The 11,659-nt window shown below is 40.8% G+C and carries 13 protein-coding genes; 11 read left to right on the top strand and 2 right to left on the bottom strand.

What is annotated here, in order from left to right; translation table 11 throughout:
- Positions 1–16: 16 nt before the first annotated feature.
- From LG307_RS18105 to LG307_RS18075, 7 genes are all read left to right on the top strand, one after another.
- A complete protein-coding gene (locus tag LG307_RS18105) occupies positions 17–754 on the top strand; it encodes a LytR/AlgR family response regulator transcription factor (RefSeq protein ID WP_404444876.1) in 738 nt (245 codons plus the stop codon).
- Positions 755–1,159: 405 nt separating this feature from the next.
- The gene (gene sda, locus LG307_RS18100; protein WP_404444873.1) at positions 1,160–1,297 is read left to right on the top strand and encodes a sporulation histidine kinase inhibitor Sda; all 138 of its coding nucleotides are present in this window, start codon (positions 1,160–1,162) and stop codon (positions 1,295–1,297) included.
- A 96-nt stretch (positions 1,298–1,393) separates the two neighbouring features.
- Entirely contained in the window at positions 1,394–1,699 is a 306-nt protein-coding gene (locus LG307_RS18095; RefSeq protein WP_404444870.1) for an antibiotic biosynthesis monooxygenase family protein, read from the top strand.
- Entirely contained in the window at positions 1,696–2,118 is a 423-nt protein-coding gene (locus LG307_RS18090; RefSeq protein ID WP_404444868.1) for a hypothetical protein, read from the top strand. Before LG307_RS18095 ends, LG307_RS18090 begins: the two co-directional genes overlap by 4 nt.
- Positions 2,119–2,284: 166 nt before the next feature.
- Positions 2,285–2,551, top strand: a complete 267-nt coding sequence (locus LG307_RS18085) for a DUF3817 domain-containing protein (RefSeq protein WP_404450502.1) — start codon at positions 2,285–2,287, stop codon at positions 2,549–2,551.
- A gap of 597 nt (positions 2,552–3,148) precedes the next feature.
- A complete protein-coding gene (locus tag LG307_RS18080) occupies positions 3,149–4,231 on the top strand; it encodes a metallophosphoesterase (protein WP_404450501.1) in 1,083 nt (360 codons plus the stop codon).
- Entirely contained in the window at positions 4,224–5,666 is a 1,443-nt protein-coding gene (locus LG307_RS18075) for a DEAD/DEAH box helicase (protein ID WP_404444866.1), read from the top strand. Before LG307_RS18080 ends, LG307_RS18075 begins: the two co-directional genes overlap by 8 nt.
- A gap of 50 nt (positions 5,667–5,716) precedes the next feature.
- On the opposite strand, the gene LG307_RS18070 is transcribed toward LG307_RS18075, so the two are convergent.
- Positions 5,717–7,111 (bottom strand): YjiH family protein, encoded by a 1,395-nt coding sequence (locus LG307_RS18070; protein ID WP_404444863.1) that lies wholly within the window; start codon positions 7,109–7,111, stop codon positions 5,717–5,719.
- 260 nt (positions 7,112–7,371) lie between these two features.
- Between LG307_RS18070 and LG307_RS18065 the strand changes: the two genes are divergently transcribed.
- Positions 7,372–7,920: a DUF6944 family repetitive protein gene (locus LG307_RS18065; RefSeq protein ID WP_404444861.1), complete on the top strand. Its 549-nt coding sequence runs from the start codon at positions 7,372–7,374 to the stop codon at positions 7,918–7,920.
- A 39-nt stretch (positions 7,921–7,959) separates the two neighbouring features.
- Here the strand turns inward: LG307_RS18065 and LG307_RS18060 are convergent, their stop codons facing one another.
- The gene (locus LG307_RS18060) at positions 7,960–8,934 is read right to left on the bottom strand and encodes a S8 family peptidase (RefSeq protein ID WP_404444859.1); all 975 of its coding nucleotides are present in this window, start codon (positions 8,932–8,934) and stop codon (positions 7,960–7,962) included.
- Positions 8,935–9,181: 247 nt separating this feature from the next.
- Here LG307_RS18060 and LG307_RS18055 point away from each other — a divergent pair, with 247 nt between their 5' ends.
- From LG307_RS18055 to LG307_RS18045, 3 genes are all read left to right on the top strand, one after another.
- Positions 9,182–10,456, top strand: coding sequence for an exosporium glycoprotein BclB-related protein (locus LG307_RS18055; RefSeq protein WP_404444856.1), 1,275 nt, complete (start codon positions 9,182–9,184; stop codon positions 10,454–10,456).
- A gap of 157 nt (positions 10,457–10,613) precedes the next feature.
- Entirely contained in the window at positions 10,614–10,961 is a 348-nt protein-coding gene (locus LG307_RS18050) for a flagellar basal body rod protein (RefSeq protein ID WP_404444853.1), read from the top strand.
- 26 nt (positions 10,962–10,987) lie between these two features.
- Positions 10,988–11,638, top strand: coding sequence for a PspA/IM30 family protein (locus tag LG307_RS18045; RefSeq protein WP_404444851.1), 651 nt, complete (start codon positions 10,988–10,990; stop codon positions 11,636–11,638).
- Positions 11,639–11,659: the final 21 nt, after the last annotated feature.

Here is an 11,659-nt window from a genome sequence, read left to right as displayed (position 1 = left end):
AAGGGGTTTTCTTCGATTGAAACCAATAAATTTAGTTATTGTTGATGACAATCAAGATTCTCTTGAAATATTGGAGTTTTTTATTGGAGAACTGAAAGAGTTTCTAATTGTAGATACTTGTAATAGTGGAGAAGAATTGATTGATAGTGTAATGAAAAACAAAGTGGATCTTGTTATCGCCGACATTAATATGCCAGGGAAAAGTGGCCTGGAGGCAATAAAAGAATGCCTTGAATTCTCTCCTACCCTAAAGGTTATTTTTGTGACAGGTTATAACGACTTTGCGGTGGAGGCATTTGCTATTTCTGCAGTCGACTATATTGTAAAGCCTATTGAGAAAATCAGATTATACAAAGCACTGGAGCGTGCAAAAGCCCAGTTGCTTACTGAGATGGAAGATGCGGATGAAAAAAACCAGAATAAAAGGTTATCAATCCGTTCCAATAGTTCCTTTTACTATATACCTTTTGAGGATATCATTTTCATTGAAAAGTCAGGGAAGAAATGTATAATCTATACTACCAACCAGGCAATTGAAACTTATGAAAATATTAGTGATATCTATAAACAGTTGGATCAGAATTTTTACCGGACACATCGATCCTATATTGTTAATTTAAGAATGTTATCACATATTACACCTAAAAACGAAACATATTTTGCTTACTTTACCAACCATGAGAAGTATGCACACATTTCCAAATTGAAAATAAATGAAGTCCAAGAACTATTGGCTCAAATCACGAAATTTTAACGTTTTAGAACTTCGTGGTTTGAGCTTTTCTTTTTTACAATGCTTTGCTAACCAGCATTTCATAAAAATTCCAATGATGGTTGTTAAATGTTGAATCTTTACGGGTGAAATGGCATAGTAGTGCACCGAAAAGCAACAATAAAATGCTCAAATGTATAAGAGAAATTGGACAAAAAGGAATGTGTTTCGTTAGAATGCTAGATAAGATAACTAAAAATATAGGGATAAACTTACGAATCCTATTACTTCACATATAAATGATGGGAATTTTAAAAAGATGATGTACGGCTATCTTATTTAAAATAATCACAAACATACCTTGATGGGTTATACGTACCGTTTTGAAAATTAAATAAGTGGCATTCATCGAATACTTAAAATATCCGTTATATGGGAGGGGTTTCAATGGATTTGTTAAGTAATGAATCTTTGATAGAAGTTTATGAAGCAGCGATAATAAATGACTTAAATGAAGAGTTTTTGAAGCTTATACTTGATGAATTGAAGCGGCGAAATATTGAATTACCTGTATCTAACATGTAAGGATGCACCGATAGATAAATAGAAAACATGGGATGAGATGTTAGTAGTCAGCATCTTTTTTTTCTTTATGATTACAATCAGAGGGAGACACATATTATGTACATTGTTCATTCTACTTTCGTAGTACCACCTGAAAAAGCAGATGAAGTAATTTCGATCTATCATAACCGTTCTAGACTTGTGGAAAAGGCAAAGGGCTTTCAGCGTTTTCTATTACTCCAAAATGAAAATAAAGCTGGAGAGCTCACCGTGTTCATGGAATGGGATACTAAAGAAGAATTCTTGCTCTGGGTTAGAAGTGAAGAGTATAAAAGAATTCATGAACTTGAGAAGAAATACCCAGACCAAGAGCTTGCCTCCATTATCCCAACCATTACGAAGTTCAAGGTGGTGGCAACATGAATAATCATTCGCAGTCATCAACCGTTCAAAAAATAAAAGCAGACATAGGTGACTTGGACGTAGGACCGATTGTAGAAAAAGTCGTCATAACCATGTATAATGATTTTCCTTTCCTAGATGAAAAGTTTGGTGATAAAGGACGAGAAAGAACCATTGAAGATAATTACTATCACTTCTTATACCTCCACACAGCATACAAACTCAATGATACTCAGACTTTTGTAGACTATGTAATGTGGCTTAATAGTGTACTCGTGAGTCGTGGCTTAAAAACAGAAATGATCATTTATAATTTTGAAAAGATCCAGGAAAATATGATAGGAATGTTGGATAAGGAAGTGGAAGTTAGCTTTTTATCCTATTTGGATGAAGGCATTCTGGCGCTAAAGGAATATAAGCAGGCTAACGAAAGTGAATAAATGTTAGGAAAACAGTGTGGACCGCACTGTCTTTCTGTATGATATTCACAGGATTGTCATGGATATGTGGATGAGGAACTTCAGAAGTGATTTATAATATAAGAAATCATGTTTGGTTAAGAAAGGCTGATAGATAATGACAAACACTATGGGGAAATTTCGAATGATGGGTTTAATAGAAGGCGGATCATTACTTGTCCTGCTATTTTTAGCAATGCCATTGAAATATTGGTTTGACATCCCGCAAGCAGTAAGTGTTGTAGGAGCTTTACACGGCTTTTTGTTTATCACTTATGTTCTGTTCATTGCATATATCACGTTTAAAATAAGATGGTCTCTTAAATGGGCTGCAGGTGCTGTGGTTGTTGCGTTTATTCCATTTGGAAACTTTGTATTTGACAACTACTTAAAAAAATCTTCTCTTGTGAACTGACTCTACTGGCGGGGTCAGTTTTTTTGCTGTTAGGGAGGAGACTCGTGTATTGCTCTATTTGAGGCTCTAATCGCCCAAAGTGTTAGGGAAACGGGAAGAGTTGTCTAATAGAGGGGCTTTAATCGCCCGAAGCGATAGGGAAACGGGAAGAGTTGTCTAATAGAGGGGCTCTAATCGCCAAAAAGTGTTAGGGAAACCGATAGAGCTGTCTAATAGAGGGGCTTTAATCGCCCGAAGCGATAGGGAAACGGGAAGAGTTGTCTAATAGAGGGGCTCTAATCGCCCAAAGTGTTAGGGAAACGGATAGAGTAGTCTAATAGAGGGGCTTTAATCGCCCGAAGCGATAGGGAAACGGGAAGAGTTGTCTAATAGAGGGGCTCTAATCGCCCGAAGCGATAGGGAAACCGATAGAGCTGTCTAATAGAAAAGTTTGAACGGTACAAAATACAAAATACAAAATCGGTGTGATTTCCCTTTCCCCAGCATTATTCGCTATAATGAGTAGGATATATTTATCGTAATAAAGGAGTAGTTGCTTTCGTGAACGTTGGTCGGGTATTATCGATCGTTGCATTTTTCTCATTATATAATATCTTAATGTTTTATCTTGGATGGAACGGCTTAGTTTGGTTAAAAGCGATATTTTCGTTCCAACAAGAAGCCTTATATTGGATAGTAATCGCCATTTTATCGTATGCCTATATCCTGGGTAGAATGGTAAAAGCTCTTTCCTGTTTATCCATAATCGGTTCAATATGGTTTGGGTTTATTCAGTATGGATTGCTTCTGTTTCCGGTGGCAAATCTTGCTGTCTGGGTACTTAGCATCCTTGGTGTTCAAGAACAAACTGCTGTTATTGCAGTTGGGACCGTTACCACCATCATCCTAACCAGTATCTTCGCATTAGGTATTTACAATGCCTACAGCCCGGTAATCAGAAAATATGAAGTGACGATACCGAAAAAAGCAGATATCAAAAAACTTCGTATAGCCGTAGCTTCTGATATGCATTTTGGTAAACTATCAGGCGTTGCCCATGCCAAAAGGCTGGTGAAAATGATGAATCGCATCAAACCCGATATCATTCTACTGCCTGGGGATATCATTGATGATGAGCCAGAGCATTTTCAAAAGAAGAATATGGGTGCTATCATGAAACAGCTTCACGCTCCACTTGGCATATATGGGGTTTTAGGAAACCATGAATACTACGGAAGAGAGATTCCGGCATTCCTTAAAGAAATGGAAAAGGTGGATATCCGCATATTGATGGACGAAATGATTCAAGTAGGAAACAGCTTTTATCTGCTAGGTAGAAAAGATAAAACAGATTCAAGGAGAAAGTCGTTTGATCAGCTGGTAAGAGATAGCGAAATAGATGGATCGCTGCCTCTAATTGCTATGGATCACCAGCCTGCAGAGCTGAAGGAAGCGCAGGAAAGTGGTGTGGATCTTATCGTATCCGGCCATACCCACAGAGGACAGATGGCACCAAATCACCTTATTACCAAAAGGCTGTTCGATTTGGATTGGGGTTATTTGAAAAAGGGCCAGTTGCATGTATTTGTTTCCTCAGGCTTTGGTTTTTGGGGCCCTCCACTTAGAATTGGCAGCAGATCGGAAGTATTAGAAATTGTCGTAGAATTTGAAGGTAAAGAAGGGTTATCAACTAATGAATAAAACGTTTCAGCAATTTAATCTAGGCGAAGATATTGTAAAAGCTTTAACAAGCCTTAACTATATTAAGCCAACGAATGTCCAAGAAGAAGTGATTCCACAAGCTCTAGTTAAAAATGATATCATTGTAAAATCACAGACAGGGAGCGGGAAAACAGCTTCTTTTGCGGTCCCTCTTTGTGAGCTTGTCCAATGGGAAGAAAATAAGCCTCAAGCTTTAGTGCTTACTCCAACAAGGGAGCTTGCCGCCCAAGTGAAGGACGATATAACGAATATCGGTCGCTACAAGCGGATTAAGGCGACGGCTATATATGGAAAACAATCTTTTCAGAAGCAAAAGCTTGAGCTTAAACAAAAGTCTCATATAGTCGTAGGTACACCAGGTCGCGTATTGGATCATCTTGAAAAAGGTACGCTTGAAGTGGACAAGCTTGCGTTTCTTGTCATTGATGAAGCGGATGAGATGTTAAACATGGGCTTTATTGATCAGGTGGAAGCAATCATCCAAAAGCTTCCCGAGAATCGGGTAACTATGTTGTTTTCTGCTACTTTGCCTCATGATATTGCACAATTATCCAATGAATATATGAAAGATCCTGCCTTCATTGAAATTAAAGCCGAGGGGATTACCACACAGAAGATAAAGCATGTTGTGTATGAAGTGGAGGATGAGCGTAAATTTTCTCTTCTTAAAGATATTACAGTAGTGGAAAATCCTGATAGTTGTATTGTATTTTGCGCTACACAAGAAGAAGTGGAAAGAGTTTACCGTAAACTTCATCGGGCTGGATATCCATGCGGTAAACTTCATGGAGGACTTGTACAGGAAGACAGGTTCTCTGTCATGAATGCTTTTAAAAGGGGAGAATTCCGTTACCTTATTGCTACCGACGTGGCATCAAGGGGAATTGATATTGAAGATATAAGCCTGGTCATCAATTATGATATCCCTTCTGACAAGGAGCGATATGTACATCGTATCGGTCGGACAGCGAGAGCCGGGAAATCAGGGAAGGCTATCACGTTTGGGACGGAGCGGGAATCTAATCATTTGATGGAGATTGAGGATTTTATTGGCAATAAGCTTTCAAAAGTTGAAGCTCCAGATCGGGATGCTGTTGCAAGGGCTGAAAATGCTTTTTGGGATAAGGTGAAGCAAAGACCAACGATGAAAGAAGATAAAGGAGCTAAATTAGAGAGTAATATTATGAAGCTCTATTTTAATGGCGGTAAGAAAAAGAAAGTCAGAGCGGTGGACTTTGTAGGGACTATTTGCCAGATTGAGGGCATCACATCAGATGATATAGGGATTATTTCCATTCAAGAAAATCAGACGTATGTTGATATTCTAAATGGAAAGGGACCTTTAGTTTTAAAAGAAATGAGAGATCGCACCATCAAAGGCAAACAATTAAAAGTTCATGAGGCACGAAATTAAAAAAGCTCGTCCATTCCAGCAGTGAATGGACGAGCTTTTAAATTTTAAGATTAGAAAAAGAACAAATGAGCCATTAGTGCTGCAACAGGCAATGTAATGATGGTTCGTTGCAGGAAGATAATGAACAGCTCCAGAATGGATAACGGAATCTTAGACTTAATCAACAGAATCCCAATCTCAGACATGTAGATTAACTGAGTCAATGACATGACAGCAATAACAAATCTAGTAAGCTCAGATTCTATCCCACTTCCGATTACTGCTGGAAGGAACATATCCGCAAATCCTACAATCATAGCTGGTGCAGCGGCTTGTGCCTCCGGAATTTGCAAGAGTTGAAGGAATGGGATGAATGGATAGGATAGAATATTGAATACGTCCGTGTATTCTGCTACAACAAGTGCAACTGTGCCTAGTGCCATCACAAGTGGAATAAGTGCCATCCAAATATCAATTACGTTATAAATACCTTTTTTTATTACTTGCTTTGCACTTTTTACTTCACTTGCTTTTTCTACAGCTTGCTGTAGCCCCCATTGAAAACTAGATACTCCGCTTGGAACCTTCTCGTCAATTTTCTGTCCGACAGGCTCGTAATACGTATCCTTTTTACGGGAGAGTGGCGGTATTCTTGGACAGATGACTGCCGCAATGATCCCAGTAACCACTACTGTAAAATAAAAAGGTACAAACATATGATCAATCCCGATAAATTTGGCGATGACAAGACTGAATGCGATGGAAGCGATGGAGAAGTTTGTGGCAACCACCGCTGCTTCCCTTTTCGTATAATAGCCAGATTCATATTGCTGTGTGGTTAATAGCACCCCAACAGTTCCACTACCCATCCAAGAAGCCATGGCGTCTATAGAAGAACGTCCAGGCAACTTGAAGAGGGGCTGCATCACTTTTCGTACCAGTGTACCAATGAAATCCATTAAACCAAATTCTAAAAGAAGTGGCATGAAGAGACTTGCAAATAGAAACCATACAGTAAGGACAGGAATAAGATCATATAGGACAATAACCCCAGTGAATTCAGATGTGATGAAGCTAGGGCCAAATTCCATCAACGTCATAACTGCGAACGCTGCTCCTAAAACACGCAAGGCAAGCCATATTCCCCCTACGTTTAATAAGGAATCTAAAAAACTATCTTTTTTAATAAAAGGTACCGGAATAATCTTTACTAGCAAACTGCTAACAGCCGAAGCTACTAAAATGACTGTCATGAAAGCTGGGATTGCTCCGCTAAATGTAGTCAAAACCAAGTCCGCCATTATCCCAAGACCAATGGTGACATTTCCGTTGAAAGATACAGGTATAAGGAAAAGAAGAATCCCAATCAATGAAGGGATGGCGAATTTCAGTATTGATGAAGCTGAATAGGTTGGTGTTCCTGTTTGTTTAGAGTAAGTTGTTTGTTTGGCAGATTGTGTACTCATACGTTTTGTCCCCTTTTGAAAAATTCGAATGATAGAATATAATATTAATAAAAATAACACTTTACGTATATTTATACAACCCTATCTTTTATAATTACTATCAGTCTTGGATGGTCAGATATAGGCAGGCTATTAGGATAAAACATAAATAATTATCAGGACTTTATGATGATCACTGTCATATGCTAAAACATGGTGACGAAGAAATGTTACGGACGTATGTATAATCAAAGTTAACTGTTTGATGGGCGGAATATTGTATGCAAAAAGATAACAAGCAACTAATAGGCGTATGGACACAAGCGGTAGGTACAGTGGTTGCTGCAATAGGAAGTACGCCTTCTGTTCCAATAGATAATAGTGGCAAAACAGGTTTACAGTTGGTTGGTAATATCCTTCAGGCGGGCGGAAACGGACTTGAAGCAGACGCGCAAGAAGAACTGACCTATGGAAAGTTGGGAAATATTATTCAAGCAACAGGAAATCTGACCGTCAGTATGGGTCTTACCATTGATTTTCCCGAAGATACTAATGAAAAATTAATCATAACTGGTGATTTCACACAGGCATTGGGAGCGTTAACTGCACTAGGAAGTGCTGATCGTTTATATTTGTCTGTTGGAAATCTTCTGCAAGCAGCAGGCAACTCCTTACAAGCAGTAGGAGGAATTCGTGAGTTGCAAGATGAATCGCATTATTCTGCTTATGAAGAGAACAATAATGAAGATATTATTGCTCTCGGAAGCTGGATACAAGCAATTGGTACCATCATTATTGCAATAGGTGTGACAGATGAATGGATAAAATAATCCCCCGATTTTTACATACCGGGGGATAAAATTTATTAGTTACACACCGATGCTTTCGGCTATATTTGATTGTCTAAGGTATTCAGCCAGAAGTTGAGGGGTCGTTAAATAGACAAGCCCATTACCTTCCAAGCTTTTTGGATAGCCAAGCGGAATCGTCCTTTTAATAAGTTGCGCATAAAGTTCTGGCTCGGAAAGTGTGCGGCCGAATTCTTTTTCTGAAAGCTTCTTAATTAACGCGAGTGCTCCAGCAACATGGGGAGCTGACATGGATGTACCACTGAATACCGCATATCTTCCTCCTGGTATGGTTGAAATGATTTTTTCACCAGGTGCGACAAGGTCAATTTCGTTATTCGAGTTAGTAAAATAAGAGGATTTACGTTGAAGATTAATAGAACCTACAGAAATCACTTCTGGATAAGCGGCTGGATATGAGAATTCTTCTGTATACTGATTACCATCCCCTTCATTGCCGGCAGCGCAAACAACGAGAATATTTTTGTTGATTGCCGCTTTAATAGAATCATGAAGTTCTGGAACGTCAATCGGGCCACCAAGTGACATAGAAATAACATCCACATCCTGTGAAACAGCGTAATTTATGGCGTTGATTATCCATTCATACTCTCCTGAACCATTTTTGCCTCCAAGAGCCTTAAGGATCAGTAACTGAGCTTCTGGAGCTACGCCAACCACACCTGATCCTGGGTTGATTGCTGCGATGGTTCCCGCAACATGTGTACCATGACCGCTATAGTCTTTGAAGTTCTCAGAATCTCCATTATCGTCTTCTGTGAAATTTTTCCCTCCGATTATCCTTCCTTCAAGGTCAGGGTGCTGGACATCGCATCCGGTATCAATGACTGCTACGACAATCCCTTTACCCTTATACCCGCATTGCCAAATGGCAGGTGCTTGAATTAATTCGACGCCTTCTGGGATCTGTTGAGTCTCAAATAACTGGTTTTCCAATTTGTAAGGGATTAAATGAACTAGTTTTTCTTTTTGCATACAAAAACGCCTCCTAATCAATATTTTCAAACAGTGTGAAAAAGAAAGAAGGTGTAGCGTGTTTCAGTATTACTTTCAGAAGATTCTATCAATAAAACTATTATTTTACAAGTGCTTAACCTCCTAAACTCCATAAAGTAATATAAAGAATACATTTTTGGAAATTTATTGAATAAGCTACCAATTACCTAAAAGTGAGTACAATGGTGAGGTGGGTTGGAAAACATAAGAATTAGGAGGTTTGGCTTTGGGATTATATTCAGAAAGAAGCTGCTCAAGACACAATGTGCCCGGGACGATAAATGTTACTTGTACTAGTACTAGTACTAGTGGTGATAGCGCGAACGGTGGAGGTGGAGTGATACCTGTAGCTGGGCCACAAGGACCTCAAGGAGAAGCAGGACCAGCTGGACCTCAAGGTGTAGCTGGACCAGCAGGACCAGCCGGAGCTCAAGGAGTGGCAGGACCAGCAGGACCAGAAGGGCCAGCTGGCATCCAAGGACCAACGGGCGCTGCCGGACCAGAGGGACCAGAAGGAGCAGAAGGGCCAGCAGGACCAGAGGGACCAGCCGGAGCGGAAGGACCAGAGGGACCAGCCGGAGCAGAAGGACCAGAAGGACCAGCCGGAGCAGAAGGACCAGCAGGGCCAGAGGGACCAGCCGGAGCAGAAGGACCAGCCGGACCAGAGGGACCAGCAGGAGCGGAAGGACCAGCAGGACCAGAGGGACCAGCCGGAGCGGAAGGACCAGCAGGACCAGAGGGAGCAGAAGGGCCAGCAGGACCAGAGGGACCAGCCGGAGCGGAAGGACCAGAGGGACCAGCCGGACCAGCCGGAGCAGAAGGACCAGAAGGACCAGCCGGAGCGGAAGGACCAGCCGGAGCAGAAGGACCAGCAGGACCAGAGGGACCAGCCGGAGCGGAAGGACCAGCAGGACCAGAGGGACCAGCCGGAGCAGAAGGACCAGCAGGACCAGAGGGGCCAGCCGGACCAGAAGGACCAGCTGGAGTGGACGGTCAAAGTGCCATTTTGCCGTACTCTTCTGGAACACCGGTAGTACTGACAACCGTATTAGGGGATTTAATAAGTACTGGCGCCACAATTGGTTTTGGAAGCTCTTTCGAAGGCGTTAACATAGATGATGATACCATTGATGTGTCAGGGGGAGGTGCGATTCTCAACTTTGCATTCCCTCTTCCAAGAGATACAACCATCACAGGCATCAGTGCCTATTTCACTGTCACTGCAGAGGTCTCTCTTGCAACTCCTGTATCCGTAATTGCATCGGTATTTAGTGCTCCACCAGGAGATACTCTCTTTACTGAAACGGCAGTTACCGTTACCTTGCAGCCTGAATTGGATGGAGTCATAACCATTGGAGAAGTATTGACAGGCACCGTTACGGGACTTTCAGAAACCTTCCCAGCAGGAACAAGGCTTTTATTAGTTTTCTACACAGATTCAGATACAGCCCTAGCATCTGTAGTTACAGGGTTTGCAAGTGCGAGTCTTGCCATAAATTAATATTCTGGGGGCATAGTGTAACTTGGCTATGCCCCTTTGTTACATAATCGGTCTTATCGCCACTAAGCCCCAAGCCTTACTTCAAAATATGGCTCAGGCTCATTATACGAAATCTGATGTGAAGGTAAGATAGAGACATAGAAGGGAGGAACAACAATTGAAAAAATTTGGATTGTTTTTGGTAGGAGTCATCGCATTTTTTGTTTTGCTTGCTAACATAGGTCCGCTTTTAGGGTTGGCCATCAGTTTGGTAGTCACTTATTATTCGGTTAAAGAATTCATCAAAACAGATTCTACTGGCACGAAATTTTTGTGGGGCTTTGTCGCTTTTATAGCCATCGCATTTTCTGTTGCAAATGTACCGGCGGTATTAGCAGTCGTAGCAGCGTACATCTTATACGTTGTTTATAAGAATTGGAACAAAGAAAAAGCGGAGAATGACATCATGGAAGCTGGCGACCCATTCACTAATTTTGAAAAACAGTGGAACTCATTGAACAAATAAAACGATACAAGGAGAGGAACGGTACAATGACAAATCTATTTTCACGAATTAAACAGACAATATCTGCAGACTTTCATGAGGTATTGGATAAAAAACAGCAGAAAAACCCGATCGCGATGCTGAATCAATATTTGCGTGATTGTGAAAAAGAAGTAGAGAAAGTGCGCAAGCTAGTAGAACGTCAAAATTTACTCAAAGAAGAGTTTCAAAGGGAGTACCAAGAGGCAGGAAGTCTGGCGGAAAAACGCAAGTCTCAAGCAATTATTGCGGAAAAAGCCGGTGAGACCGAACTGGAAGCATTTGCGACACGGGAGCACCAACAATATGAGGAACGCGCCAACCACTTGAAGCTTTCTTTAGAAAAGGTTTCAGAGGATTTGACAAACCTAGAGCATAAATATGAAGAAATGAAGCACCGCCTAAAGGATATGTACATCAAGCGAATGGAATTGATGGGGAGGGAAAATGTTGCCCGTGCCACGCATCGCATGAATCAGGTAGTGGATTCGAGCAAATCAGAACACTCCATTACAAAATTCAATGAAATGGAAAACTACTTAGATCGGTTGGAGCATCAAGTAAATTCCTCTTATCATCGCAATACGATAGATGCTCGCATTGCCCAAATTGAAAAAGAAATTACGCAAACAGAAGAGAAAACTCATTCTCTTTCATAAAGAAAACTGCTATTCTAAAAA

The organism is Sutcliffiella horikoshii, assembly GCF_044809035.1.
Classification (GTDB): Bacteria; Bacillota; Bacilli; order Bacillales; family Bacillaceae_I; genus Sutcliffiella_A; species Sutcliffiella_A horikoshii_G.
This window is presented reverse-complemented; position numbering and strand designations above follow the sequence as displayed.

Bases quoted from the DNA above. Each gene is read 5' to 3' on its own strand.
- LG307_RS18095 (WP_404444870.1), top strand. From the start codon at position 1,394: ATGTACATTGTTCATTCTACTTTCGTAGTACCACCTGAAAAAGCAGAT.
- LG307_RS18075 (WP_404444866.1), top strand. From the start codon at position 4,224: ATGAATAAAACGTTTCAGCAATTTAATCTAGGCGAAGATATTGTAAAA.
- LG307_RS18080 (WP_404450501.1), top strand. From the start codon at position 3,149: ATGTTTTATCTTGGATGGAACGGCTTAGTTTGGTTAAAAGCGATATTT.
- sda (WP_404444873.1), top strand. From the start codon at position 1,160: ATGGATTTGTTAAGTAATGAATCTTTGATAGAAGTTTATGAAGCAGCG.
- LG307_RS18060 (WP_404444859.1), bottom strand. From the start codon at position 8,934: ATGCAAAAAGAAAAACTAGTTCATTTAATCCCTTACAAATTGGAAAAC.
- LG307_RS18065 (WP_404444861.1), top strand. From the start codon at position 7,372: ATGCAAAAAGATAACAAGCAACTAATAGGCGTATGGACACAAGCGGTA.
- LG307_RS18090 (WP_404444868.1), top strand. From the start codon at position 1,696: ATGAATAATCATTCGCAGTCATCAACCGTTCAAAAAATAAAAGCAGAC.
- LG307_RS18070 (WP_404444863.1), bottom strand. From the start codon at position 7,111: ATGAGTACACAATCTGCCAAACAAACAACTTACTCTAAACAAACAGGA.
- LG307_RS18045 (WP_404444851.1), top strand. From the start codon at position 10,988: ATGACAAATCTATTTTCACGAATTAAACAGACAATATCTGCAGACTTT.
- LG307_RS18085 (WP_404450502.1), top strand. From the start codon at position 2,285: ATGGGTTTAATAGAAGGCGGATCATTACTTGTCCTGCTATTTTTAGCA.